This is a genomic window from Jiella endophytica, assembly GCF_004519335.1.
Classification (GTDB): domain Bacteria; phylum Pseudomonadota; class Alphaproteobacteria; order Rhizobiales; family Rhizobiaceae; genus Jiella; species Jiella endophytica.
In genome coordinates this window covers 570,115-595,208 of sequence record NZ_SOZD01000002.1, presented here as the reverse complement: position 1 = coordinate 595,208, position 25,094 = coordinate 570,115, and the positions used below count along the sequence as shown (strand labels likewise).

General features: G+C 66.4%; 26 protein-coding genes. 13 read left to right on the top strand and 13 right to left on the bottom strand.

Annotated elements, in window-relative coordinates; translation table 11 throughout:
• Nucleotides 1-30: 30 nt before the first annotated feature.
• Entirely contained in the window at nucleotides 31-1,230 is a 1,200-nt protein-coding gene (locus tag E3C22_RS07840; RefSeq protein ID WP_134761446.1) for an FAD-dependent monooxygenase, read from the bottom strand.
• 40 nt (nucleotides 1,231-1,270) lie between these two features.
• Nucleotides 1,271-1,513, bottom strand: coding sequence for a zinc-finger domain-containing protein (locus tag E3C22_RS07835; protein ID WP_134761445.1), 243 nt, complete (start codon nucleotides 1,511-1,513; stop codon nucleotides 1,271-1,273).
• A gap of 147 nt (nucleotides 1,514-1,660) precedes the next feature.
• Here E3C22_RS07835 and E3C22_RS07830 point away from each other — a divergent pair, with 147 nt between their 5' ends.
• The 3 genes from E3C22_RS07830 (at nucleotide 1,661) to E3C22_RS07820 (ending at nucleotide 3,909) form a co-directional block, all read left to right on the top strand.
• Nucleotides 1,661-2,413: an alpha/beta fold hydrolase gene (locus tag E3C22_RS07830; RefSeq protein ID WP_134761444.1), complete on the top strand. Its 753-nt coding sequence runs from the start codon at nucleotides 1,661-1,663 to the stop codon at nucleotides 2,411-2,413.
• A 189-nt stretch (nucleotides 2,414-2,602) separates the two neighbouring features.
• A complete protein-coding gene (gene cysE / locus E3C22_RS07825) occupies nucleotides 2,603-3,421 on the top strand; it encodes a serine O-acetyltransferase (RefSeq protein WP_134761443.1) in 819 nt (272 codons plus the stop codon).
• A gap of 278 nt (nucleotides 3,422-3,699) precedes the next feature.
• Nucleotides 3,700-3,909: a DUF3126 family protein gene (locus tag E3C22_RS07820; RefSeq protein ID WP_134761442.1), complete on the top strand. Its 210-nt coding sequence runs from the start codon at nucleotides 3,700-3,702 to the stop codon at nucleotides 3,907-3,909.
• A 242-nt stretch (nucleotides 3,910-4,151) separates the two neighbouring features.
• Here E3C22_RS07820 and E3C22_RS07815 read toward each other — a convergent pair whose 3' ends face one another.
• Nucleotides 4,152-4,757: a transglutaminase-like cysteine peptidase gene (locus E3C22_RS07815; RefSeq protein ID WP_134761441.1), complete on the bottom strand. Its 606-nt coding sequence runs from the start codon at nucleotides 4,755-4,757 to the stop codon at nucleotides 4,152-4,154.
• A 660-nt stretch (nucleotides 4,758-5,417) separates the two neighbouring features.
• Here E3C22_RS07815 and ettA point away from each other — a divergent pair.
• The 3 genes from ettA to E3C22_RS07800 all read left to right on the top strand — a co-directional run bounded on the left by ettA (nucleotide 5,418) and on the right by E3C22_RS07800 (nucleotide 7,969).
• On the top strand, nucleotides 5,418-7,067 hold the full coding sequence (ettA, locus tag E3C22_RS07810) for an energy-dependent translational throttle protein EttA (RefSeq protein WP_134761440.1): 1,650 nt from the start codon (nucleotides 5,418-5,420) through the stop codon (nucleotides 7,065-7,067).
• A gap of 92 nt (nucleotides 7,068-7,159) precedes the next feature.
• Nucleotides 7,160-7,498 carry a hypothetical protein gene (locus E3C22_RS07805; RefSeq protein WP_134761439.1) on the top strand — a complete coding sequence of 113 codons (339 nt, stop codon included), beginning with the start codon at nucleotides 7,160-7,162 and terminating at the stop codon, nucleotides 7,496-7,498.
• A 120-nt stretch (nucleotides 7,499-7,618) separates the two neighbouring features.
• Nucleotides 7,619-7,969 carry a hypothetical protein gene (locus tag E3C22_RS07800; protein WP_167591684.1) on the top strand — a complete coding sequence of 117 codons (351 nt, stop codon included), beginning with the start codon at nucleotides 7,619-7,621 and terminating at the stop codon, nucleotides 7,967-7,969.
• Nucleotides 7,970-8,188: 219 nt separating this feature from the next.
• Here E3C22_RS07800 and E3C22_RS07795 read toward each other — a convergent pair whose 3' ends face one another.
• The 7 genes from E3C22_RS07795 to E3C22_RS07765 all read right to left on the bottom strand — a co-directional run bounded on the left by E3C22_RS07795 (nucleotide 8,189) and on the right by E3C22_RS07765 (nucleotide 16,276).
• Entirely contained in the window at nucleotides 8,189-9,742 is a 1,554-nt protein-coding gene (locus E3C22_RS07795) for a DHA2 family efflux MFS transporter permease subunit (protein ID WP_280987587.1), read from the bottom strand.
• Nucleotides 9,739-11,061 carry an HlyD family secretion protein gene (locus E3C22_RS07790; protein ID WP_134761437.1) on the bottom strand — a complete coding sequence of 441 codons (1,323 nt, stop codon included), beginning with the start codon at nucleotides 11,059-11,061 and terminating at the stop codon, nucleotides 9,739-9,741. The genes E3C22_RS07795 and E3C22_RS07790 overlap by 4 nt, the downstream gene beginning before the upstream one ends.
• The gene (locus tag E3C22_RS07785; RefSeq protein ID WP_134761436.1) at nucleotides 11,058-11,570 is read right to left on the bottom strand and encodes a MarR family winged helix-turn-helix transcriptional regulator; all 513 of its coding nucleotides are present in this window, start codon (nucleotides 11,568-11,570) and stop codon (nucleotides 11,058-11,060) included. Before E3C22_RS07785 ends, E3C22_RS07790 begins: the two co-directional genes overlap by 4 nt.
• Nucleotides 11,571-11,784: 214 nt before the next feature.
• Nucleotides 11,785-13,089, bottom strand: coding sequence for a nicotinate phosphoribosyltransferase (pncB, locus tag E3C22_RS07780; RefSeq protein ID WP_134761435.1), 1,305 nt, complete (start codon nucleotides 13,087-13,089; stop codon nucleotides 11,785-11,787).
• Between the two features lie 220 nt (nucleotides 13,090-13,309).
• On the bottom strand, nucleotides 13,310-13,519 hold the full coding sequence (locus E3C22_RS07775) for a hypothetical protein (RefSeq protein ID WP_134761434.1): 210 nt from the start codon (nucleotides 13,517-13,519) through the stop codon (nucleotides 13,310-13,312).
• A 131-nt stretch (nucleotides 13,520-13,650) separates the two neighbouring features.
• The gene (locus tag E3C22_RS07770) at nucleotides 13,651-14,862 is read right to left on the bottom strand and encodes a DUF1501 domain-containing protein (protein WP_134761433.1); all 1,212 of its coding nucleotides are present in this window, start codon (nucleotides 14,860-14,862) and stop codon (nucleotides 13,651-13,653) included.
• 4 nt (nucleotides 14,863-14,866) lie between these two features.
• Entirely contained in the window at nucleotides 14,867-16,276 is a 1,410-nt protein-coding gene (locus E3C22_RS07765; RefSeq protein ID WP_134761432.1) for a DUF1800 domain-containing protein, read from the bottom strand.
• A 288-nt stretch (nucleotides 16,277-16,564) separates the two neighbouring features.
• On the opposite strand from E3C22_RS07765, the gene mgtE reads away from it, so the two are divergent.
• Nucleotides 16,565-17,971, top strand: coding sequence for a magnesium transporter (gene mgtE / locus E3C22_RS07760; RefSeq protein ID WP_134761431.1), 1,407 nt, complete (start codon nucleotides 16,565-16,567; stop codon nucleotides 17,969-17,971).
• A gap of 113 nt (nucleotides 17,972-18,084) precedes the next feature.
• Nucleotides 18,085-18,486: a MerR family transcriptional regulator gene (locus E3C22_RS07755; protein WP_134761430.1), complete on the top strand. Its 402-nt coding sequence runs from the start codon at nucleotides 18,085-18,087 to the stop codon at nucleotides 18,484-18,486.
• A gap of 33 nt (nucleotides 18,487-18,519) precedes the next feature.
• Here the strand turns inward: E3C22_RS07755 and E3C22_RS07750 are convergent, their stop codons facing one another.
• The gene (locus E3C22_RS07750; RefSeq protein ID WP_245514840.1) at nucleotides 18,520-19,479 is read right to left on the bottom strand and encodes a heparan-alpha-glucosaminide N-acetyltransferase; all 960 of its coding nucleotides are present in this window, start codon (nucleotides 19,477-19,479) and stop codon (nucleotides 18,520-18,522) included.
• A gap of 206 nt (nucleotides 19,480-19,685) precedes the next feature.
• On the opposite strand from E3C22_RS07750, the gene E3C22_RS07745 reads away from it, so the two are divergent.
• The 3 genes from E3C22_RS07745 to E3C22_RS07735 all read left to right on the top strand — a co-directional run bounded on the left by E3C22_RS07745 (nucleotide 19,686) and on the right by E3C22_RS07735 (nucleotide 22,853).
• The gene (locus E3C22_RS07745) at nucleotides 19,686-20,516 is read left to right on the top strand and encodes an aldo/keto reductase (protein ID WP_134761428.1); all 831 of its coding nucleotides are present in this window, start codon (nucleotides 19,686-19,688) and stop codon (nucleotides 20,514-20,516) included.
• Complete coding sequence (locus E3C22_RS07740; RefSeq protein ID WP_134761427.1) at nucleotides 20,516-21,937, top strand: mechanosensitive ion channel family protein; 1,422 nt, start codon at nucleotides 20,516-20,518, stop codon at nucleotides 21,935-21,937. The genes E3C22_RS07745 and E3C22_RS07740 overlap by 1 nt, the downstream gene beginning before the upstream one ends.
• A gap of 115 nt (nucleotides 21,938-22,052) precedes the next feature.
• Nucleotides 22,053-22,853: a YdcF family protein gene (locus tag E3C22_RS07735; protein WP_245514839.1), complete on the top strand. Its 801-nt coding sequence runs from the start codon at nucleotides 22,053-22,055 to the stop codon at nucleotides 22,851-22,853.
• A gap of 11 nt (nucleotides 22,854-22,864) precedes the next feature.
• Here E3C22_RS07735 and E3C22_RS07730 read toward each other — a convergent pair whose 3' ends face one another.
• On the bottom strand, nucleotides 22,865-23,548 hold the full coding sequence (locus E3C22_RS07730; RefSeq protein ID WP_134761426.1) for a DUF599 domain-containing protein: 684 nt from the start codon (nucleotides 23,546-23,548) through the stop codon (nucleotides 22,865-22,867).
• Between the two features lie 356 nt (nucleotides 23,549-23,904).
• Between E3C22_RS07730 and E3C22_RS24885 the strand changes: the two genes are divergently transcribed.
• Together E3C22_RS24885 and E3C22_RS07725 are read left to right on the top strand one after the other, a co-directional pair.
• Entirely contained in the window at nucleotides 23,905-24,030 is a 126-nt protein-coding gene (locus E3C22_RS24885) for a hypothetical protein (RefSeq protein ID WP_280987581.1), read from the top strand.
• Between the two features lie 230 nt (nucleotides 24,031-24,260).
• Nucleotides 24,261-24,686, top strand: coding sequence for a DUF1489 family protein (locus tag E3C22_RS07725; RefSeq protein WP_134761425.1), 426 nt, complete (start codon nucleotides 24,261-24,263; stop codon nucleotides 24,684-24,686).
• A 33-nt stretch (nucleotides 24,687-24,719) separates the two neighbouring features.
• On the opposite strand, the gene E3C22_RS07720 is transcribed toward E3C22_RS07725, so the two are convergent.
• Entirely contained in the window at nucleotides 24,720-24,989 is a 270-nt protein-coding gene (locus tag E3C22_RS07720; protein ID WP_134761424.1) for a hypothetical protein, read from the bottom strand.
• Between the last annotated feature and the right edge of the window lie 105 nt (nucleotides 24,990-25,094).

Here is a 25,094-nt window from a genome sequence, read left to right as displayed (position 1 = left end):
TGTTCCGCAAGGGAGCAACGATTGGGAGGATCAGCCGCCGCGAGAGGCGGTCAAGTCCGGGGCGCGCCAGTCGTAGAGCCAGGCGAGTTCGGCCCGCAGCGCGTCGCGCGGTCGCAAAGCGAGAACCGTGTCGCGCCCAATCGAGAACGGGAAGGGGAGGTGGTACACGAAGCGGTGGAAGCCGACCCGCCCCCGCAACCTGTCGATCCGCGGGCGGCGCTCGGCCTCGAAGCGTCTCGCCGCCACCTCCAGATCGTCCGTGCCGGCGATCACCGCCGCGAGCACAGCGGCGTCCTCGATCGCCATGCCGGCGCCCTGCGCTGCGTAGGGCGCCATGGCGTGGCAGGCATCGCCGATCAGGACAACACGGCCGTTCCCGACAGTGTAGGGGCGCGCGGCAGGGGCAGCGTAGAGCGGCCAGGGCGTCGGCGGCGGCGCAGCGGCGATCAGCGCCGTCAGGCCTTCGTCCCAACGGGAAAATTCCGCCGGCAGCCGGTCCGCCGCGGCCGGTGCGTCGTCGCTTCTCGCGATCAGCACCAGATTGACGGCCTGCCCGCCGCGGATCGGATAGGCGACGGCGTGGCGGCGCGGACCGAGCCAGGCGCTCACCCGGCAAGCCCTCTCTTCCGCGAGGCCGAGCGGGGCGCCCTGGCCCGCCCCGCCGGTCTCGATGGTGGAGCGCCAGGCGGTGGTGCCGGTCGCAACAGGGCCTTCCAGGCCGAATTGCCGCACGATGGTAGAGTTGACGCCGTCGGCGGCGACCACCAGCTCCGCCCGGAGCGCCTCGCAGCTTGAGAAGCTGAGGTCGACGCCCCCTTCGTCGGCCGAGACGGCTTTGAGCTCGGCGCCGAGTTTGAGGCCGATCGACGGCTCGGCCTTCACGGCATCGACAAGCACCGCTTGGAGGTCGGCGCGGTGGATCGAAAGATAGGGCGTGCCGTCGGCGGAATGGACCGGCACTTCGGCGATCCGCCGGCCGCTGCGATAGTTGAGGAGCTCGATGCGGTCGGCCTCGACGCCGACCTTGCGCAGGGCCGGCAGGAGGCCAAGCCGCTCCATCACCGACAGGGCGTTCGGCGAGAGCTGCAGCCCGGCGCCCACTTCTTCCAGCCGCTCGGCCCGCTCGAAAATCGTTGTGCCAAGGCCGAGCCGCGCAAGGCAGAGCGCGGCGGTCAGCCCGGCGATGCCGGCGCCGACGATGGCGATGCGGGGGCTGTCTTTTGGCGTCATGACGGACCGGCGGCAAGGCGCCGCGGCATCGAAGGCTTCGTCAGGCGGCGGCTTCGTAGAGGCAGCCTTCGGGCCGGGTTTCGCCCGCCCTCAGCGAAGCGTCGTAGCGATAGAGCGTCGAGCAGTAGCTGCAGACGATCTCCGGCTCGTCGCCCATGTCGAGAAACACATGCGGATGGTCATGGGGCGGATTGGCGCCGCAGCACATGAACTCCTTGACTCCGACCGAAATGGTGGGGTGTCCGGCGTCGTTCGTAAAATGCGGGATCGGATGACCGGCCATGATGTGAGAACCTTGGGAAACTGTCTGCCTCGATTGGGCCGGACCATAGTGTCCCGTGTTTCAATTGAACAGGGGTGTCAGAGCCGGCGTCGCGCGCTATCCACTCAGGCCAGACAATCTGCGACCGATCGACAGGAAAACGCCACCATGCCGACCTTTACCCATGACGGGCTGACCCTTGCCTATATCGACGAGGGCGAAAAGGGCGTGCCGGCGGTGCTGCTCGTGCACGGATTTGCCTCGTCTATGCGGGTCAACTGGATCGAGCCGGGCTGGGTGCAGACGCTGACAGGGGCGGGGTTCCGGGTCGTCGCCTTTGATCATCGCGGCCATGGCGACAGCGACAAGCCGCAGGATCCGGAGGCCTATACGCCGCAGAAAATGGTCTCGGACTGCTTCGCGCTGCTCGATCACCTGGCGATCGGCTCGGCCGTCTTCTTCGGCTATTCGATGGGAGCGCGGGTCTCGGCCTTCGCAGCGCTCGCCGCGCCGGAGCGTGTCGAGCGGCTCATCATCGGCGGCCTCGGCATCGGCCTCGTCGAGGGCGTCGGCGACTGGGACCCGATCGCCGATGCCCTGCGGGCGCCGTCGCTGGAGGACGTCAGCCATCCGCGGGGGCGGATGTTCCGGGCCTTTGCCGACCGCACCAGGAGCGACCGGCTGGCGCTCGCCGCCTGCATCGAGACTTCGCGCGACGAGCTGACGGAGGCCGAAGTCGGCCGGATCGCCCAGCCGGTCCTGATCGGCGTCGGCACCGAGGACGACATCGCCGGCGCGCCGGAGCCGCTGGCGGCAATGCTGCCGAATGCCGAGGTCTTCGCGATCGAGGGCCGCGACCACATGCTCTCCGTCGGCGACCGGCGGTTCAAGCAGAAAGTCCTCGAATTCCTCAAGGGCTGACCGTTCTTGCCGCGTCTGGCAGGCTCGGGCGCGGTGGTTCCCGCAGGCGCGGCACGGGCGCGGCATCGAGAGTTGAAGGGCCCGACCCTTCACGCCGGCGACCGGAGGGTTTAAGTATCACCGCAACGATCCGCCGGTGATCTGCCGCTCCGGCAACCCGGCGACACAACGACGCCGCGGGAGAGCGCCATGAGCGTTGCAAGCAGAAGCCAGGACAGGATCCAGGCCGTCGATCCGATCTTCGCCGAAATCCGTGCCGAAGCCGAAACGGCCGCAGCGGACGAGCCGGTTCTCGCCAGCTTCATCCACGCCACCATTCTCAACCAGCCGAGCTTCGAGGCGGCGCTGGTCCACCGGATCTCCCAGCGGCTCGACCATCCGGACGTCCCGGCCGTGCTGATTTCCCAGGCGTTCCACGAGATGATCGCCGCCGATCCGGAATTTGCCGAGACGGTGCGCATCGACATCCAGGCGGTCTACGACCGTGACCCGGCTTGCGAGCGCTATCTGGAGCCGTTGCTCTACTTCAAGGGCTTCCACGCGATCCAGACCCACCGTCTCGCCCACTGGCTCTGGAAGACCGGCCGCAAGAACTTCGCGCTCTATCTGCAGTCGCGGTCCTCGGCGGTGTTCCAGACCGACATCCATCCCAATGCGGCGATGGGGCGCGGCATCTTCTTCGATCACGCCACCGGCATCATCGTCGGCTTCACCTCGGTGATCGGCGACAATGTCTCGATCCTGCAGGGCGTCACCCTCGGCGGCACCGGCAAGGAGTTCGGCGACCGTCACCCGAAGATCGGATCGGGCGTCCTGATCGGCGCCGGCGCCAAGATCCTCGGCAACATCAAGATCGGCAATTGCGCGAAGATCGCGGCCGGTTCGGTGGTGCTGAAGGAGGTGCCGCCGAAGACCACCGTGGCCGGGGTGCCCGCCAAGATCATCGGCGAGACCCATTGCGACCAGCCCGCCCGGGAGATGGACCAGAGCCTCGACCGCGGCGCGTGACACGCTGACCCCGCGCATCGACGCCGTCCGGCGATCGAACCAGCGGCTGACCGGGGAGCGTCGGGCGCCATAGCCCCGGCGTGCCCTCGTTCGAAGCATTACCGCGCCGGCACAATACGGTCACACAAACCCCTGAGTGCGTCCGCGACCGATGCCTCGCCGGTTTCTCCGGCCGAGATCGGCCGCCTTCGGTTCTGCTCCCTGCTCGCGCAGCGATCCATCGCATTTTCCGGAACGCGCTCTAGCTAACGAACACCCGAAACAGCCAGGAGAAACCCGTGAGCCCTGCCGAAATCAGAAAACTCGAAGCCTATCTGAAGAACACGTTCAAGGGCGTCGATCTGGCTGTGCGCGGTTTGCCCAGAAAGACGGATTCTGCCGAGGTCTACATCAATGACGAGTTCGTCGGGCTGATCGCCAAGGACACCGACGAGGGCGAACTGTCCTACCACCTCACCATGACGATCCTCGACATCGACCTCGAATAGGCTGCAGAATCGGCCAGAGAATCGGCATCGATTTGCCAAAGGCGCGATGCGGTGATCCGTCAGTCAGAGCGTCGCTTGCGTATCCGAATGGAGGCACGGCGCTCGAGGCACGAAAAAACCGGGGACCGGCCAACCTCATGAGGCGGGCCAGCCCCCGGAAGGCCCGGAGCGGGACGGGACGCCCCGGGCGATCGGGATCTGCATCGGTGGAAGGACGCCGGCCTGGCCGGCGCCGTTTCAGATCAGCGGACGCTGCCGACCAGGAGGTTGCGGTCGTCGACGATGCCCACCCACTTGCCGGAATTGTCGGCGGCCTGGCGCTTCAGATAGGTGTAGTCGGTCGCCTGCCAGGCGAGGATCTTGTTGTCGAGATTGTCGAGGACGAAGTCACCCTGGTCGGTGCGAAGAGTCAGAACGGCGTGGCCGTCGCCATTGGTCTGCTTGACCACGGTGACCAGCAGCGCCGAAGCCGGCACGCCCTCGCGCTCCAGCATGTACTGCTTCAGAAGCGCGAAATCCTCGCAGTCGCCCTGCGTCGTCGGATAGGCCCAGTATTCCGGAACGCCGTAGATCTCTTCGTCGGTCCGCGGGAAGATATTGCTGTTGACGGCGGAGTTGACGGCGACGATGCGCTTCCACACCTGCGGCGTCAGCTTCAGCGCGGCGCTGGTCGGGTTGGCCTGGCAGGTCGAGGGATAGCGCTTGCAGAATTCGTAATGGCCGATCGGCTGCGACGTATAGCCCGTCGTCGGCATCGGCGAGGAAGCCGCGGCCTCGGCCATCGAGGCCGATGCGATCAGCCCGATCGCCGCCAGGGCCAGTCCGAAATGCTTCTTGATGTTCTTCATTGTCATTCTCCCCGTCGTTGGGAGGAGATTGACAGGCGGATTTTACTTCAGCCGAAAATGCAGAAGCGCAATTCTATTCAAATTGGAAGGTTTTGACCCGGAGATATACTTGCGGAGAGATGGACGCCGTCCGGAAAATTGCTGCGTGGACGTTCATCGATCGGCAACCACGTCGCCGGCGGCGATCCCGCAGAGGCGCCGGCTGGCCGCCGACAAGGTCTCGGCCGATTCAAAAAAACGATTTTGTTTCATGGAGATAAGGCGACTGAAGCGAGCCGTCGTGTCGCTTCCGCCGGATCCGGCGTGTCAGGCGGTGAACGGCGGTCCTTCGCCCGGCTCGGCCCCAAAATCCGGGCCTGTCCGGCAAGCCCCGTGTCCCTCCCGGTCCCTTGCATGGTTAATTTCGGCGGGATTTGCGGCGGTATTGGAGGGTTTTTCGCCGTTTTCGGGTGCCGTCGTGGTTAAGGAAGCGCTGTCGCCTGCCGCTCCGCGTTGCCGGCGGGGGAAGTGTGGCTGCCGTCTCGAAAGCAGCATCGCAGTTTCCCATATGGAAACCCACCCGGCCCGAAACCCTGCCTCGCGCCGTTGCCCCGACAGGCGCAATGGCTTAGACACGGCACAACTTCTCACATCCGCCATTCTATGGAGACGCCGCGCGCCATGGCTCGCCAGTTCATCTATCACATGTCCGGCCTCTCGAAGGCCTATGGGAACAAGAAGGTTCTCGACAACATCCACCTCTCCTTCTACCCGGACGCCAAGATCGGCATTCTCGGACCGAACGGCGCCGGCAAGTCGACGCTTCTGAAGATCATGGCCGGCGAGGACACCGAATTCACCGGCGAGGCCTGGGCGGCCGAGGGCGCCACCGTCGGCTATCTGCCGCAGGAGCCGAAGCTCGATCCGAACAAGACGGTGTTCGAGAACGTCATGGAGGGCGTCGCGGACAAGCAGGCGATCCTCGACCGCTACAACGAACTGATGATGAACTACTCCGACGAGACCGCGGAGGAGGGGGCGAAGCTCCAGGACATCATCGACGCGCAGAATCTCTGGGACCTGGAAAACCAGGTCGAGATGGCGATGGACGCCCTGCGCTGTCCGCCGGCCGATGCCGACATCGAGCCGCTGTCCGGCGGCGAGAAGCGCCGCGTGGCGCTCTGCAAGCTGCTCCTGTCGAAGCCCGACATCCTGCTCCTCGACGAGCCGACCAACCATCTCGACGCCGAGACCATCCTGTGGCTCGAAAAGCACCTGCGCGAGTATGAGGGCTCGGTGCTGATGGTCACCCACGACCGCTACTTCCTCGACAACGTCACCGGCTGGATCCTCGAGCTCGATCGCGGCCATGGCGTGCCCTATGAGGGCAACTACTCGATCTATCTGGAGAAGAAGGCCAAGCGCATGGCCCAGGAGGGCCGCGAGGACGACGCCCGCATGCGGGCGATCAACCGCGAGCGCGAGTGGATCAGCCAGGGCGCCAAGGCCCGCCAGACCAAGTCGAAGGCCCGCATCAAGGCTTATCACGAGCTGGTCGAGGCGGCCGAGAACCGCAAGCCCGCCGATGGCAAGATCGTCATCCCGACCGGCGAGCGGCTCGGCAATCGGGTGATCGAGGTCGAAAACCTGACGAAGAGCTTCGGCGACCGGGTGCTGATCGAGAACCTCTCCTTCAAGCTGCCGGCCGGCGGCATCGTCGGCATCATCGGGCCGAACGGCGCCGGCAAGTCGACGCTGTTCAAGATGATCACCGGCCAGGAGAAGCCGGATTCCGGCGAGATCACCGTCGGCGAGACGGTCGATCTCGGCTATGTCGACCAGAGCCGCGACGATCTCGACCCGAACCACAACGTCTGGGAGGAGATCTCCGGCGGCGTCGACATCATGAAGCTCGGCAAATACGAGATGAACAGTCGAGCCTATGTCGGCAACTTCAACTTCAAAGGCCCGAACCAGCAGCAGAAGGTCGGCACGCTCTCCGGCGGCCAGCGCAACCGCGTGCACCTCGCCAAGATGCTGAAGTCCGGCGCCAACGTCATCCTGCTCGACGAGCCGACCAACGATCTCGACACCGAGACGCTGACCGCGCTCGAGGACGCGCTGGAGGAATATGCCGGCTGCGCCGTGGTGATCAGCCATGACCGCATGTTCCTCGACCGGTTGGCGACGCATATCCTCGCCTTCGAAGGCGACAGCCATGTCGAGTGGTTCGAGGGCAACTTCGAGGATTACGAGCAGGACAAGATCCGCCGGCTCGGCCCGGAATCGGTCAATCCCAAGCGCCCGACCTACAAGCGCCTGACGCGCTAGGCACGGCGCGCCGTTTTCCGCTCCACTTGCCGGCAGCGACGGGGTAAGCTCCCCGCCGGGGTGGTGAGGAGGATCGGATGCGCATCGATCGGATGAAATTCGCCGCGGCGGCCGGGATCGCCGCCGTGGCCCTGTCAACGCTTTTCGTTTGGGCCGGATCCGCCTCGGCGAAGTCCGCGCGCTGCTTCACCACCGACGACGGCTCTTATCCGTGCGACTTCCGCGGCACCGACGGCAGCGGCAGCTTCGAGATATCCGCACCCGGCAAGCCGACCTTCTCGCTTGTTATCCGCGAGCCAGGTCTCGCCGGAGCATGCGGTGATTTCGGTACTGGCCGCTGCGTGCCGATGCCAGGAGTCTATCTGCGCGAGCGCGACCAGCCGGCCTGCTGGTCGAACCCCGAGACCAACACCAAGATCTGCGCCTGGTAAAAGCTGGCCGAGGCAAAGTATCGACCCGCGCCGTGCTGCGCCAGGCTGACGAGCCGGTCCGTCCTGTTCTCCCTGGCTCAGCAAGAAGCCGGTATCGATCGGGCCGAACGAGGCTTTGCAATGCGCCCGTCGCAACAGGCACCTGTGCGGGCGCATGAGCCACACTGCACGCCGCGCTCAAGCTTGCATGACACCTGCATGACGGCATGCGGAAAGTGCATGGCTGTCCTGATCATCTGGCGCTGTTTCGCGGCGGATTTCCGCTTTATGTGCGGTGCATCAAAAGAAGAAAATCGTCTGGAGTTCTGGAAGATGCACCGCTCGCGCCTCACGGCCCTTGCCATGGACCATGTCGTGACCTCGCGGCTTACCGGCCGGGCCACCGCCAATGGCGAGGGCATGCGTCGTCCGCCGCACTCGATCATGAAGTCGCTCGGCATCGACACGCCCTTCATGATGCGCGCGCGCTGACGGCGAGGTCCGATCGCTTGCGGGCTGCGGCGGTCGGTCATGCTGTCGAGCGTTTGAGCCAATCACGGCGCGGGATGCATGGTTCGGGCGAGGGGCGCCGCGCCGGCCTGCAGCCGAGGCTCAACCCGGCCAAAGTCGGCTGGATCTTTCTCTTGGAGCCGGCCGCTCTCCCTGCTCTCGAACGATCCCCCAATCGCTTGGTTCATCGGCCGCGCAGTCTCACTCCATCACCGCCGCATGGCTGTCGCCGCCGCTCGCCGCCTGCTTCTTCGGCGGGCTCATCAGCGCCAGAAGCGGAATCGCAAGAAGCGTGATGATCATCATCAGCTTGAAGTCGTCGACATAGGCGATCATCGCCGCCTGGGCCGAGGCCTGCTGGTTGAGGAGGGCCATCATCGTCGTGTGGTCGAGGGGGATCCGGCTGGCGACGCCGGTGAAGTTGGGATTGAATGCGGTGATGTGGGAGACGAGGCCGGCCTTCGAGATCACCATGTTCTGGGCGAGCTCGACCGAGACGATCGAGATGCCGACCGACGAGCCGATATTGCGCATCAGGCTGAACAGCGAGGCGGCGTCGGCCCGAAAGCGCGGCTCGAGCGTTGCGAAGGCCAGCGTCGAGAGCGGCACGAAGACGAGCCCCAGGCCGAGCCCTTGGACGACGCCGGAGACGATGATCGGCATGTCATTCATGGTCACCGAAAATCCCGACATCTGCCACAGCGAGATGGCCGTCAGCACGAGGCCGGTGAAGATCAGGATGCGAGTGTCGACCTTGCCGACGAGGCGGCCGACCACCAGCATCGAGATCATCGTCCCGACGCCGCGCGGCGCGAGCACGATGCCGGTGGTCACCACCGGATAGCCAAGGATGTTCTGCAGCATCGGCGGTAGCAGCGCCAGGCCTGCAAGCAGGATCATACCGACGACGAAGATCATGACGAGCGCGACCACCAGATTGCGGTCGGTGAAGATCTTTGGGTCGATGAAGGCATGTTCGCGGCCGGTGACATGGAGGACGAACACCCACAGGCCGGTGATCGCCAGCCCCAGCTCGATCCAGATCTCCGGCGAGGCGAACCAGTCCGCTTGCTCGCCGCGATCGAGAAACAGCTGCAGCGCGCCGATGAACAGCGACAGCATGGCGAAGCCGAAGAAGTCGAAGCCGCGCTGGCGCTTCGGGGTGTTCGGCAGGAAGAAGATCATGCCGGCGAGCGCCAGGGCGCCGATCGGCAGGTTGACGAAGAAGACGTAGCGCCAGTTGAAGGTCTCGGTCAGCCAGCCGCCGAGGGTCGGGCCGATGATCGGGCCGACCATGATGCCGGCGCCCCAGATCGCCATGGCGCTGCCGTGCTGCTCCTTGGTGTTGATGGTCAGGAGCACGGTCTGCGACAGAGGCACCAGCGCCGCGCCACAAAGGCCCTGCAGCAGCCGGAAGAAGATCATCTCCTCGAGGCTGGTGGCAAGCCCGCAGGCCATCGAGGTGGCGACGAAGCCGGCGGCCGAGGCGATGAACACCTGCCTCAGGCCGAACTTGTCGGAGAGCCAGCCGGTCACCGGCGTCATGATCGCCGCCGCCACGATATAGGAGGTCAGAACCCAGTTGATCTGGTCCTGCGAGGCCTGCAGCGAGCCCTGCATGTTCGGCAGCGCGACGTTGGCGATCGTCGTGTCGAGCACCTGCATGATCGTCGCGAGCATGATCGAGATGGTGATTAGGCCCTTGTTGGGGACGCGGGCCGGGTCGATCGCCCCGCCCGATGTCGCCGCGCTCACCGCGAAAGGGTCGCGCCGGCGGCCCCTCCCTCTGCCACGCCGGCCTCGGCCGTGTGCGAGACCGTCGAAGCGCCTGCGCCCGGGGTCGCGGCGACGGCATTTTCGCTGCGGATCCAGTCGTCGAGGCCGAGCGCCGCCGTCACCGGGCTGAGGAAATCGGGAAAGCCTCGGACCTTGCCGGTGTCGACGGTGACGTCGGCGCTCATGCCGGCGCGCAGCGGCGGCAGGTCGTCCCGCCGGTCGATGTGGATGCGCACGGGGACGCGCTGGACGACCTTCACCCAGTTGCCGGTGGCGTTCTGCGCCGGCAGAAGGGCGAATTCCGAGCCGGTGCCTGCGCCGATCGAGCCGACGGTGCCGTCGATCGAGACGTCCGGATAGGCGTCGAAGCTGACGGTGACCGGCTGGCCGGGCAGCATGTGGGTGAGATCGGTTTCCTTGTAGTTCGCATCGACCCAGCTCTCGCCGGCTTCGACGATCGCCATCACCGACGTCGACGGCGTGACATACTGGCCGACCTGCAGCAGCGTCGTCTGGCTGACGACGCCCGGCTCGCTGGCGCGAACCACCGTGTGGTCGAGGTCGAGCTGGGCGGAGTGCAGGGCGGCGAGCGCCTGCAGCACCGTCGGATGGTCGTCGGTGGCGATCTCCGGATCGCCTGCGAGTGCGGCTTTTGCCGAAAGCACCGCCTGTTCGGCGCTGGCTTCGTCGCCGCGCGCCTTCTGCAGAGCGAGCTGCGCGTCGTCGTAGGTGCTCTGGGAGGCAAAGCCGTGTTTCACCAGCGCCTGCTGGCGGTCGAAGGTCGCCTTGGCGGTTGCGACCGAATCCTTGTTCGTGGCGGCGTCGACGACGGCCTGCTGATAGGCGGCCTTGAGCTTTTCCACCGTCAGCCGGGCGCTTTCGAGATTGGCCTTCGCCTGCTCGACGGCGGCGCGATAGGAGCTGTCGTCGATGATGAAGAGCACCGCCCCGGCATCGACCGTCTGGTTTTCGGCGACATCGACCTTGGCGATCTGGCCGGAGACCTGCGGCATTACGGTGACGCGGTCCTGGTGGACATAGGCGTCGTCGGTCTCGACGAAGCGCCCGCCGGTCACCCAGAAGTAGCCGCCGCCGATGACGAGCAGCAGCGGCACTGCGATCATCAAGAGCTTGCGGAGCGGACGCCGCCGCTTGCGCAACGGCTGAGGCTCCGCCGTGACGGCGCTGTCGTTGGCTGGCGTCGGCTCGCCTTCGCCGGGCTTGGGGACGGAAGGGGACTTCTTGCGGGAGATCGGCTGCGCCTCGGCCAAATCCTGCTTCCTGGCCTGGGCGTTCATGCGGATGCCTCCTCGGTCTCATGCCTGCTGCGGGGGCTCGTCGCCTCTGCCGCGGATTCCGGATCGCTCGCTTCGGATTCGGAGAGATTCCTGACGATGTGGGCGAGGGATTCCAGCAGCTGACGCCGGGCCTCCGGCGACAGTCCTGCCTGGGCTTCCTCGAAGATTGCGTCGGCGCGTTGCCGCAACGGCTCGATCAGCTGGCGAGCCTTCGCCGTGGTGAACAGCATGCGGGCGCGGCGGTCGTGGGGGTCCTGCTCGCGCACCACCAGGCCGGCGCTCTCCATGCGGTCGATGTGCCGGCACAGGGTCATCGGTTCGACCTCGACGAGGGCGGCCAGCGCTGCCTGGCTGGTCCCTTCGTTGCGGCAGAGCCTCGCGATGATGCGCATCTGCGCCGAGGTCATCTCGATGTCGCGGCTCTTCTGGTCGAAGCGCCGGCGCATCAGCCGCGACGCATCGGCGAGGAGGAAGCCGAGGCTGGAAATGGGGTGGGGATCGTCCTTCATTCCGCGATTATAGTAATCAGGGTTATGATAGACAAGTAGATTATGCGCTGGGTGATGGCGCGATGCGCGAGACGGTTAAGCGTCGGCTGGTTTCTGCCGACGGATTGTCTGCATATGCCGCCGGCGAGGGGCTTTCCGGGCCCGGGTAGACGGGCGGACAGGCCGCGATCCCAACCCGACGCGCTCCGGACAGGCCGGGTGCCGTCGCCGCCGGTCAGACGGCGAGGGCGCGGGCCTCGTAGGGCGTTTCGCCGAAAATCCGCTTGTAGCGTTCCACCGCTTCGGGCTCACCGGTCGCCTTGGCGGGATTGTCGGAGAGCTTGACCGCCGGGCGGCCGTTGACCTTCGCCACCTTGCAGACCAGCGAGATTGGGTCGAGCCCGCCCATCGGCTCCGGCGAGACGCCGCGGAAGTCGTTGGTGAGGTTGGTGCCCCAGCCAAAGCTCATCCGCACCCGGCCGTCGAAATGGCGATAGGTCTTCTCGATGGTGTCGGCGTCCATCCCGTCGGAGAAGACCAGCAGCTTCTCGCGGGGATTTTCGCCCATCATCCGCCACCAGGCGATGATCTCCTCGCCGCCTTGGATCGCCGGGGCGGAATCCGGCCTGAAGCCGGTCCAGCCGGCGAGCCAGGCAGGGGCGTTGGCGAGGAAGGAGCCGGTGCCGAAGGTGTCGGGCAGGACGATCAGCAGGTTGCCGCCATAATAGCTCTGCCACTGTTCGAGCACCCGGTAAGGTGCGCCCCGCAGTTCCTCGTCGCTGTCGGCGAGCGCCGCGAGGACCATCGGCAGCTCGTGGGCGTTGGTGCCGATCGCCTCGAGATCGGTCTCCATGGCGAGGAGGACGTTGGACGAGCCGATGAAGCGGTCGCCGAGGCCCTCCTTCAGTGCCTCGACGCACCAGCGCTGCCAGAGGAAGGAATGCCGCCGCCGCGTGCCGAAATCGGTGAGCTTGAGATTGGGCAGGGCCTGCAGCCGCTCGACCTTCTCCCACATCTTCGCCTTCGCCCTCGCGTAAAGGACATCGAGCTCGAAGCGCTTGAACTGCTTGAGCACGGCCCGCGAGCGCAGCTCGTTGATGATCGCCAGCGCCGGGATCTCCCACATCATCGTGTGGGTCCAGGGGCCGTGAAAATCGAGCTCGAACTGACCGTCGACGCGCCTCAGCTCGTATTCCGGCAGCTGGAAGCCGGCGAGCCATTCGAGGAAGTCCGGCCGGAAGATCTGCTTGGTGCCGTAGAAGCTGTTGCCGGCAAGCCAGATCATCTCGCGCTTGGAGAAGGTCAGCGAGCGGGCATGGTCGAGCTGCTCGCGCAATTCGGCCTCGTCGACGATGTCGGCGAGGCGCACGCCTTTCGACCGGTTGATCAGCGAGAAGGTCACCGAGACGTCCGGGTGCAGCCCGCGGACCATCTGCAGCATCAAAAGCTTGTAGAAGTCCGTGTCGAGCAGGCTGCGGACGATCGGGTCGAGCTTGAAGGTGTGGTTCCAGACCCTCGTGGCGATGTCCGTGGCGACCATTCCGTTCATCGGTTTATCCCGCTCGATCGATGCGACGCGTGGCAGCCCGCCGGATGAACGGCCCGGCTGCCGAAATCCGTTCATGGAAGGGGAGATGGGGCCGCGTCAAGCAACGGCAAAAGATCCGGCCTGGGGGCCAGGCGCTTTTGCCGTTCGCCGGCAGGGGATGGTCGGAATTGCACCCACCAGGGCCGCCACAGACCCGAGCCTTGGAAGCGCGTCAGCGCTTGGCGGTCTCCATGCGATTGACCACCCGCTTCAGCGAGGTCATCGACTGGGTGACGTTTCGGCAATCGTGCTGGGCTTCGGCGAGCGCCTCGGGGTCGACAGGCTCGCCGCTTTCCAGCTCGTGCAGGAACTCGCAGATCTCGCTGACGCGGTCGCCGATCGAATCGATCGCCCCTTCGAGACCCTTCGACGTGTCGCTCATTTTCACCCACCCCTCTCGGCCCGCCCGGCCCCGGCCGGTGAGCGGCATGCCTGCCACGAAATCATCAATATCGCAGCCGCGTTTGGGTGGAAAGAACTTCGTTTTGAAAGGTCTCTTCAGGGTTTCGACAGTCAGGCGACGAGGCCGGCCATCGGTCTGACGCCGAGGCTGCCGGGGAAGATGTCGGTGGCAAGGGTGCGGTCTGACAGGCCGAGATGGTCCTTCAAAACGCCCTTCAGCACAGCGCGAAGATCCGTCGTCGGCTTCAGGTCGCGGCCTTCGAAGAGGTCGGCCTCGCGCAGTCCCGGCCAGTCGGCGATCACCCGCCCGCCCTTCACCGGGCCGCCCACCAGGAAGGCCGTCGTCGCCGTGCCGTGGTCGGTGCCGCCGCCGCCATTGCCCCAGGCGGTGCGGCCGAATTCGGTGACCACCGCCACCACCGTGTCCTTCCAGGCCGGGCCGAGGGTTTCGGCGAGATCGTCGAGGGCAAGGTCGAGGGCGGAAAGGTTCTTGGCGAGGCGGCCGTTGTCGGCGCCCTCCTGGACATGGGTGTCCCAGCCCTCGTAGCTGATCGCCGCAAGGCGCGGGCCGTCCTCCTCGGCGAGCAGCTTGGCGGCGCCGTTGGCGAGGATGCGGAAGGCTCTGGCCGGCCCCTTCTCGATGTCGAAGGCGGAATTCGCCATCATCCGGTCGGTCTCGAGACCCTCGGTCAGAAGCTTGGCGAGTTCCTGGTCGCTCTCGCCATAGAGCGAGGCGAGCCGCAGCGCGGTGTCCTCGACGGCCGGCTGGAAGGTCTGCGGCGACCAGGTGAGGGTCCCCGCAGGGCCGGCGAGGATGAGCGGGATCGTCGGGCCGATGGCAAGGCCCGGCTGCGTCCCGACCCGCTCGCCGGCGGGCAGAGCCACGGCGACCCGGTTCAGCCAGCCGTCCTGGGTGCCCGACGGGCCTTCGAGGCCGCTTTCGAGGACGTTCTGGCCGTCGAAATGCGAGCGGCTGCGATAGGGCGTCGCCGCGGCATGGACGACCAGCGCCTCGCCCTTGGCAAAGCGTCCGTGCAGCTTCGGCATGGCGTCGTTGAGGGCAAAGAAGCTGCCGGCCAGAGGCAGGACGTCCTTGCCGCCCTCGCCGAGCGCCAGGGCGCCGCGCAGCGGGCGGTAGTTCGGATCGCCGACCGGCGCGACGGCGGCGAGGCCGTCCAGCGCGCCGCGCAACAGGACGACGACGAAGCGCGGATCTCGGGTGCCGGCAAACCCCGCCTTCGGCATCATCGACCAGGCGGCGACGGTCCCCGCGCCGATGAGCAGCTTGCGCCGTGTGAGAGCGGTGTAGTTGCAGCTTTCCATCACGCTATCTCCGCTGAAATTCCGGGCTCATCAGCATCAGGGCATAGGCCTGGCGCGGGCTCTCGGCGCGCCTGATCGCCTCCAGCGTCGGGGCCGAAAGAAGGTCGCCGAGGACTGTCTTCGCCAGCGCCTGCGGATCGACGGGCCTGGCGCGCGCGGCGATGTATTCGGCAAGATCGAGCCGGTTGGTCATCGCATCGGCCGCCAGCCAGTTGCGGGAATCGCCGGGATAGCCGGCCGGCGAGACCGGCTGCCAGTACATGTGGCCGAGGGTCGTCAGGCCTCGCCGCGCCTCCTTCGGCTGCAGCCTGACATCGAGAGCGCGGGCGGAGGCGACGACGAATTCCTGCGGGCTGCGCAGCTTGTTGCGCGGCGCTTCCCAGCTCGCGGGCGCCGTGAGAAGCGCCCTGGTGACTTCGAGGAGATTTCCGTCGGACTTTGTGAAGACGTCCGCGAGCCGGGCGACCAGAGCCTCGGGGGGATCGTCGGCGACGAAGGACTGGACAAGCTTGCGGGACAGGTGGCGAGCCGTCGCCGGATGGCGGGCGAGATCGGCGATGATCGCGGCGCCCTGTCTTTCGCCCTTCTGCCGGTAGGTCTTGCCGAGAATGGTGATCGGGCCGGGTTCGTGCATGCCCGGCCTGAAGACGAAGCGCCCCACCTCGTTCCGCCGATCGAGATTCATCCCGAAGCTCCAGCCGGAAAGCGCATTGGCAAGCGCCCTGACATCCGCCTGCCGGTAGCCGCCGTCGACCCCGAGCGTATGCAGCTCCATCAGCTCGCGGCCGAAATTCTCGTTCAGCCCGCGCCCCTGCTGCCGTTTTGCGGCAAGGCTGTTGACGCCCACCGACTGCCAGTTGTCGAGATAGGCGAGCATCGCCGGGTGGCGGGCGACGGCGAGCAACATGTCCTCGAAGCGGCCGAGGACATGCGGGCGGATCGCCTCGCGCTCATAGGCGCCGACATCGGCGCGGGTGATGAAGGACTTGGTGACCTCGACGGCGAAGTGGTTCGACCAGAAATCGACCAGCCGTTCGCAGACGCCGATCGGCGCGGCGAGCTGGCGGGCGACCTTGGCGGCGAGCTCCGCCTCATAGGCCACGATCTGCGGCTTGGCCTCCGCCATCATGGCGGAGTTCTTCCCGGCCTCGTCCATCGCCATCGACGCGCCATCGGCCGTAGCCCGGGTCTGCATGGCGGTTTCGAGCTGCTTCTGGCGAACCTGGTAGGTCTTGAACGTGAGCAGGATTTCGGGCGTCGGGCGAAGGCCGTCGCCATCGAGCGGGCGCTTCGACTGGCGGACCGCCTCTTCGAGGAGCGCTCCGGCGGGATCGCCGGCAAAAGACGCGGCGTCCTGCGGGCGCAGGCCAAGCCCGAAGCGCGATGCTGCGAAGGCGGCGGAACGGTTGATCATGGCGCAGGGTCTCGGTCGCGGCCGATGGCCGGGCGATCGCCGTCGCCCGCTCGCGATCCCGCCATCGGGCGCGATCGTCAGAAATGCTTATTTGCGGCCATTGCGACTGAAGGAAGGCGAGGGGCTTCGGGGCGCCGGCCTTTTACCTTTTGTAACATTGAATGCGAAGCTTCGCCCCGGCGCTGGCGAATTCGCCGCCCGACCCATTTTTGTTTGCCTGCGCTTGCGTTAGACGCGGGATGCCGCGCCAGGCGCGGATCCGATTCCAGCTTTCGAAGGGAGGGCACCATGGCTGACACGCAGCATGTCTTGGACGCGCCTCCCGAACCGAGGGTCGGCATCTATGACGAGGACGGCTATCTCGCCGAAGACTTTCTCGACCGCGTCAAGGAAGCGATCGCCGCCGAGGATGCCGCCTTCCTGCGCGAGACGATCGGCCCGCTGCACGAATCCGAGCTCGGCGACGTCCTGCGCAATCTCGGCCATGACGAGCGCCAGGCCCTCGTCCGGCTCATGGGCGAGGAGTTCGACTACACCGCGCTGACCGAGGTCGACGAGGCGATCCGCCTGTCGATCGTCGACGCCATGCCGAACGAGCAGGTGGCCGAAGCGCTGCGCGAGCTCGATTCCGACGATGCCGTCTACATCCTCGAAGACATGGAGGAGGAGGACCGCAAGGAGATCCTCGCCAAGCTGCCGTTCCGCGAGAGGCTGCGGCTGCGCCGCTCGCTGGAATATCCCGAGGAATCGGCCGGCCGGCGCATGCAGACGGAATTCGTCGCCGTGCCGCCCTATTGGACCGTCGGCCAGACCATCGACTACATGCGCGACGAGGAGGACCTGCCGGAATCCTTCGCCCAGATCTTCGTCGTCGATCCGACCTTCAAGCTGCTCGGTGCGGTCGATCTCGACCGCATCCTGCGCACCCGCCGTCCTGCCAAGATCGAAGAGATCATGCACGAGACGCGCCACGCCATCCCGGCCGAGACCGACCAGGAAGAAGCGGCGCAGATCATCGAGCAGTACGACCTTCTCTCGGCGGCGGTGGTCGACGAGACCGAGCGGCTGGTCGGCGTTCTGACCATCGACGACGTCATCGACATCGTCCAGCAGGAGGCCGAAGAGGACATCCGCCGGATGGGCGGCGTCGGCGACGAGGAGATCTCGGATACCGTCGTCACGGCGGCGCGCTCGCGCTTCCTCTGGCTGCTGGTCAATCTCGCGACGGCGATCCTCGCCTCGCTGGTGATCGGCCTGTTCGATGCCTCGATCCAGCAGATGGTGGCACTGGCGGTGCTGATGCCGATCGTTGCGTCGATGGGCGGCAATGCCGGCACCCAGACGATGACGGTGACCGTGCGGGCGCTCGCCTCCCGCGATCTCGACATCTACAATGCCGGCCGGATCGTCCGCAGGGAGGTGATGATCGGGCTCTTGAACGGGGCGCTGTTTGCCATCGTCATCGGCATCGTCGCCGCCGTATGGTTCTCCAGCGTCTCGCTCGGCGAGGTGATCGCCATCGCGATGATCTTCAACATGCTGGCGGCGGCGCTGGCGGGCATCCTGATTCCGCTGGTGCTCGACCATTTCGGCGCCGACCCGGCGATCGCCTCCGGCACCTTCGTCACCACGGTCACCGACGTTGTCGGCTTCTTCGCCTTTCTCGGCCTGGCGTCATGGTGGTTTTCGATCTGATGGCGCCTTGTTCACCACGCTGCAACCGCATGCCTCATATTGCTCCAGCGAATTGACTTTTACGTAAGGCGTGAGCCATGCATGCAGTTGGGCACGACTGCAGCCGGGGAACCATGCGGGAACACTACACCATCACCGAGCTGACGCGCGAATTCGGCATCTCGACGAGGACCATCCGTTTCTACGAGGACGAAGGCCTCATCCATCCGATCCGGCGCGGCCGCACGCGGCTGTTCCGTCCCTCCGACCGCCAGCTGCTGAGGAACATCCTGCGCGGCAAGCGGCTCGGCTTCGCGATCTCGGAGATCCGCGAGATCGTCCAGATGTATCGCGAGCCTCCCGGCGAGGCGGGACAGCTGAGGGCGATCCTGCGCAGGGTCGCCGAGCGGCGCGCCGAGCTCGAACAGAAGCGGCGCGACATCGAGGACATGCTGGGCGAGCTCGACGCCGCCGAAGAGGCCTGCCTCACCCGCATGGCCGAACTCGGCGTCGGCCAGACCTCGCGCTCCGGCTGACGGCAGCGGCGACCGCCGGCCCCTTGCGGGGCGTTACTGCCCCGCCTCGAAGCTGCAGGCCGTGGTGATCTGCCGGATGCGGGTCATCTCGCCCTCCCCTGCGTCGTTCTTCATCAGCGCGTCGAACAGGCCGTCCTCCTTCAGCCGCTTTTCCGCGCAGCCGCAGTATTTCGCGCAGAAGGCGGCGTCCTGGCTCGCGAGGCAGGCCTTGTTGCAGTCGCCGGCGAAGATCGCATCGCGGTCCGGCGGCGCGATGAGCGCGAAGGAGGCGACGAGGCCGTAGAGCAGCGGCTGGTGCAGGAGATAGATGATCAGCGCGTGCCGGCCGGCGAATTCCAGCGGCCGCAGCCGCGCCAGCCTGTCGTTCCAGCCGCGCATTATTGCGATCAAACCGCGATCGACGGCGATGCGGCCTGCGGCAATCCCGATCAGCACGGCACCGAAGAAGGGAAAGATCGGCACGAGGTCGTTGGACAGCGGCATCTTGTCGCTGAACCAGCCGATCCAGGCGAGCCAGCGGCTGTCGAAGCCGGGCAGCGTGACGAAGCTCGGTGCGGCGACGACGACGATGCCGCAAGCGGCCGTGAGCAGAGCCGGCAGACGCAGGAAGGCGAGCCCGAGCAGGCTGGCGAGGGCGATATGGTGGAGGATGCCGAAGAAGACGAAGCTGTTCGGCGTCGCAAAGAGGGTCGCGACGGTCACCGCCAGGGCGCCGGCGCAGATCTGGCCGAGCCGGACCAGGAATTTTCGCCAGCGGATCTCCCTGCCATGGGCGAGCACCAGCGAGAAGCCGACGAGGAACAGGAAGCTCGAGGCGATGCAGCGGGCGAAGATCCGCCAGCCGCCATGGCCCGTCAGCCCCTCCTCGACATAGGAGAAATGTTCCAGATCCCAGGTGAAGTGGTAGATCGCCATCGCGACGATGGCGAGCGCCCGCGCGATGTCGATGATGGCGACCCGGCCCCGGGCCGTCGGGTTGACGCTTTCGGACACGCGAACTCCCTTCAAGGTGCGCGAGCCTCTACAGCGTCCCGCCGCCCGAAGAAAGCGACGCTGCGTTGCCGATCGAGTGAGGGCCGCGAAGCGGACCTGCGGCGACCTTCGCCGCGCCGTCCCGATGGAACGCATCGGCGCGTGCCTATTTCTCCTTGTCACGCTGCGTCGGAAAGGCCTCCGGCGAGGACAGGAGAGACAGACCCATGAAATTCATCGAAGCCGGCACGGCGCGCATTCCGGCCATCGGTCTCGGCACCTACACGCTGGAGGGCGGCGCCTGCGTCGACATGGTGGCGCGGGCCATCGACGCCGGCTATCGCCATATCGATACTGCCCGGATGTACGGCAACGAGACCGAAGTCGGCGAAGGCATCCGCAAGAGCGGCATCGCCAGGGACGAGCTTTTCGTCACCACCAAGGTCTGGTGGACGGACCTCGCCGAGGCGGACCTTGCGGCCGCCGCGCGCCAGTCGGTGGAGAGGATTGGCATCGGCCCAGTCGATCTCATCCTGATCCACTGGCCCAATCCCGACATCGCCCTCGAGGAATCGATCGACGCCCTCCGCCTGACCGTCGACGACGGCCTGACGAGACATGTCGGCGTCGCCAATTTCACCTCTACGCTCCTCGACGAGGCCTCGGCGATGGCCTCACACCCGCTGGTCTGCAATCAGGTCGAATATCATCCCTTCCTGTCACAGGCGGAGGTGCTTTCGGCCTGCCGGCGCCATGAGATGGGTCTCGTCGCCTATTCGCCGATCGGCCGCGGCGGCGAGGTGCTGAACCACCCGGTGATCCGCAGTGCCGCCGAGCGTCACGGCAAGTCGCCGGCGCAGATCGTCCTTCGATGGGAGATCGAGCAGGACGGCGTCGGGGCGATCCCCCGCACGTCGAAGCCGGAACGTCTGAAGGAGAATCTGGCGATCTTCGACTTCGAGCTGTCCAAGGACGAACAGGCGGCGATCTCCGCTCTCACCCGCCGCAACGAGCGGCTCGTCGACCCCTCCTTCGCACCGAACTGGGATCGCGCCTGATGGACGAGGCGACGCTGCGGCGGATCGGCGGCGAAGCCTCCGATTGGGCGGCCTCGGCGCTCGCCTTCTTCTATCAGCCCTCGTCGCTGGCGCAGGTTGCGGCGATCGCCGTCGCGGCCCTCCTCGCCATCGTCCTCGACCGCCTGACCCGCGGCGCCATCGAGGCCCAGGCCCGCAGGATCCGCGCGGCGCCCAGCCTCTTGCGCATCATCGTCGCGATCCGCCGGCGGATGAAGCTCGTCTATTTCGTGTTCTGCCTCTGGCTGCTCACCCTCTTCGACAGCGCCGCCGGCGGGCCGCGTTCCTCGATCATCTCCGTCGTCTTCAACCTGGCGCTCGCCTATCTGGTGATCTCGGTCGCCTCGCGGATCGTCCGCAACAAGCTCGCGGCGCGGATCATCGCCGCCTGCGCCTGGATCGTCGCGGCCCTGTCGATCCTCGATCTCACGGCGCCCGTCTCGAAGGCCCTCGACGCCACCGCCATCGACATCGGCAGCTCGCGGATTTCGGCGCTGCTCGTCATCAAGGCCGTCGTCGTTCTCGTCCTCACCCTCTGGCTCGCCTCGATCGCCGGCAATTTTCTCGACACGCGGATCAAGCGCAGCGAGGAGCTGACGCCGGCGCTGCGCGTACTGATCGGCAAGCTCCTCAAGGTCGGGCTGGTCTTCGTCGCCTGCGTCGTCGGGCTCGCCGCGGTCGGCGTCGACCTCACGGCGCTGACGGTGTTGTCCGGTGCGCTCGGCGTCGGCCTCGGCTTCGGCCTGCAGAAGGTTGTCTCGAACTTCATCTCGGGGATCATCATTCTCACAGACCGCTCGATCAAGCCGGGCGACACGATCTCGCTCGGCGAGACCTTCGGCTGGATCCGCGAGCTGCGGGCGCGATTCGTCTCGGTTATCACCCGCGACGGCCGGGAATATCTGATCCCCAACGAGGACTTCATCACCAACCAGGTGATCAACTGGTCGTTCTCCAACGACCTCGTCAGAATCGACGTCACCTTCGGCGTCTCCTACGATTCCAACCCCCACGAGGTGATCCGCATCGCGAAGGAGGCCACCACCTCGGTCGGAAGGGTGGTTTCCGACAAGCCGGTGGTCTGCTGGCTGACCGGCTTCGGCGATTCCTCGCTCGACTTCGTCGTCCGCTTCTGGATCAAGGACCCGCCGGCGGGCCTCACCAACGTCAAGGGTGAGGTGTTCCTGGCGCTGTGGGATGCCTTCAAGGCGAACGGCATCGGCATTCCGTTCCCGCATCGTGAGATCCTGATGAAGACGCCAGTGACGCTGGCCGAGCCGGCGGCCGAGACGGCACCGGGCGGTGGCACCGAAAGCGTCGAGACGAGAAAGGCGCGCCGCCAGGCGGCCGAGCCTGCCGTCGAAGGACCGGCGCCGATGAAGTCTCCTGCAAAGACGAACTGACAGCGGCGAGGCGGATCGGCCGGCAAGGGCGGCATGTCCCTGTGCCTCTCGTGGCCGAGCGGCCGGAAAGCTATGCTCGCTCAACCCGCGCCGGCGCGGCGTCTGTCTATCCGGAGTGAATTTCCTGTTCTTCTACGTCGCCAAGATCGGCTGGCTCCTGGTCCAGCCCCTCGTCGCCATTCTCCTCCTCATACTGCTCGGCCTCGCTCTCAGATGGCTCGCCTGGCGGCGGCTCGGCGCGGGCCTCGTCGCGCTTGCCATCGTCGCGCTTGCCGTCGTCAGCCTCAGCCCCCTCGGCCTGTTGATGATGGCGTCGCTGGAAAATCGCTTTCCGCGGACGGAACTGCCTGAGAATGTCGCCGGCATCGTCGTTCTCGGCGGCGCCTTCGACACGCGTATCGCCCGCACACGCGGCGGCGCGGAGTTCAACGAGGCGGCTGACCGCGCGACCGAGGCGCTGCTCCTCGCGCGGCGCTATCCGCAGGCGAAGGTGATCTTCTCCGGCGGCGATGCGTCGATTTTCGCCGAGGACGTGCCGGAAACCGAATCGGCCGAGGCGTTCTTCGTCGGCGCTGGCCTGCCACGCGACCGGCTGATCCTCGACGCGCGGGCCCGCGACACCTTCGAGAACGCCGTCTATTCGAAGGAACTCGCCGATCCCAGACCGGGCGAGACATGGCTGCTCGTCACGTCGGCCTTTCACTTGCCGAGGGCGGTCGGCTGCTTCCGCAAGGCCGGCTTTTCCGTGCTGCCCTATCCCGTCGATTACCGCACGCCCGGCGGCGCGACGGTCTGGCAGCCCTCCTCGGCGAGCATCCGCAATGTCGAGAAGGTGCATTTTGCGATCCGGGAATATCTCGGCCTTCTCGCCTACCGGCTGCAGGGCCGCACCGACGCGCTGTTTCCGGCTCCATAGGTCCAGTCCCGTCAGTTCGAGACGATCTGCTGGGCCGGAGAGCGGAACTGCCGGTTCAGGAGAATGGCGACGACGAGGGCGGTCGAGGCGATCAGGACGAGGGGCCCGAGCAGCCAGCCGAGATAGGCGAGGGAGAAGAACACCGCCCGCAGACCGGCATTGAAGTGGTGGCCGGCGATCTGGTTGAGCCCGATCGCCCGCTCGATGGCCTGCTCGGCACCTGCTGGATCCTTCGCCGCCTCCTTCGGCATCGGGACGGCGCCGATGACGATCGAGCAATAGTTGAACAGCCGGTAGGCCCAGCCGAACTTGAAGAAGGCGTAGGAGAAGATCACCACCAGCCCGAGCAGCTTCAGTTCGACCAGCGGCTTGTCGAGCCCGCCCGACAGCGGCAGGTCGGCGGCGATCGCCGAGATCCGCTCGGCCGCGCCGAGAAGGGCGAAGCAGCCGCCGATGGCAAAGATGCAGCCGGAGGCGAAGAAGGCCGTTCCCTGCTGCAGCCCGGCGAGAATCGCCGTGTCGATCATCCGGAAGTCGCGGCTGAGCATGGTCCGCATCCAGGCGGCGCGCTGCAGGTTCATGGCGCCGGAAAGGCCGGTCCCGCCGCGCGCATGGCGTTCGACGAAGAAATTGTAGACGACCCAGGCCGAGACGAAGACGATGACGGCGATGATGTCTGCGGCGGCAAGGGTCATGACTGATCGTCCGGTTGCGGCTTCGGCCCTTTCTGCGTCGAGGCGGATCGGGGTCTCGGGCAGTGTGGCATCGAAGCGGCTGCCGTGGAAATCCGGCCGGTCCGCATCCTTCGCCCGGCGGCGAGACGCGCGGGCACGACGGCGGTCTGCGGGCGTTGGCAGCAGGGGAGGGAGGCTGGACGGCGTTGGCTTCGAGACGGTTAAGCTCGATGCAAGGCAGCCATGCGACACCTTTGGAAAATTAATGCGGCACCCGCTTGTAGCGGTCCGTGTTAAGCGATAATTAACGCGCGTTCTCGTGGTCCGGGGGAGTGGACGCGGGGGCGGAATTTCGGGGTTCAGGACATCTTCTGATCATGGATGACAGCGTACGAAAGTCGTGCTGGGGCGTGACCGTGTGGACGGTTGCGATCTTCACAGCCTGCATGATGCTCGGTTTCCTCTGCACCAACGCCGACAAGGTCGCGATCGCCGCGAACTGACCTGGCGAGGGCACGGGAAAGACCAAAGACCCGCGGCACTGCCCCGGGCGATTTCTTCTCATTGACGATCGAATGGTAGCGGCGTGCTCTTCGCGGTGGGCCGTCTTCTCGTCGGCTGTTGCCCGCGGACGATCGTCCCGCGGGCAGCGCCGCGATCGTTGATGGGGATCATCGGGGCATCGTGGCGATCGCCCCTTGGCTCCAGCGACGGACTTCGCCAGAGTTCCGCGATGGCTCTTCATCTGCTCAAGCTCTGCGTCGGTGCCGAGAGCGCGCCGGATCTCGCCGCGCATATCGACCATCGCCTGGCGATGTCCGGCGCGACGGACTACTGGCACGTCACCCGCATGGTGCCGAAGCGCGTCGACGAGTTGATGCGCGGCGGTTCGCTCTACTGGGTGATTCGCGGCAGCGTCCAGGCCCGCCAGGCAATCACCGGGATCGAGCCGTTTACCGACGAGGGCGGCATCGGCCGCTGCCGCATCATGCTCGATCGGCAACTCGTTCTCACCCGGCAGCAGCCGAAACGGCCGTTCCAGGGCTGGCGCTACCTCAAGCAGGAAGACGCGCCGGCCGATCTCGGCGCCTTCGGCGAGGCCGGCGACGGTCTGCCGCCGGAACTCTCGATCGCCCTTCAGGAACTCGGCGTCATCTGAGCCCGGCCCTGGCCCGGATCGGGCAGGCCGTCCTCAGTTGAACCGCATGCGCACGGCGACCCGGCCATTGGGCGCGACGGTGCGCAGCCGCGTATGGCTCACCGGCTGGGAGGCGCGCCAGGCCCGGGCGCCGTAGGACAGGAGCAGGCCGACCAGCTCCTTGGCCTTCATCCGCGAACGGCCGTCGCGGGCCTCGCCGAGGCGCAGGGCCGCCTGCTGCAGGGGATGGACGCCGGCTGGGATCGCCTCCGGCCACTGGCCGTTGCGGGTCGCAGCGTTGAGATGCTGGTTCTCGATCGACATGACTTCCCCTCGGAACTCGATACAGGGTGGCGGCCGTCAAGTGACGGTACCGCCGCCGGAACAGTCGGGCGCAATCGGCCACCCAAACGCCTCTTTACCGATTGA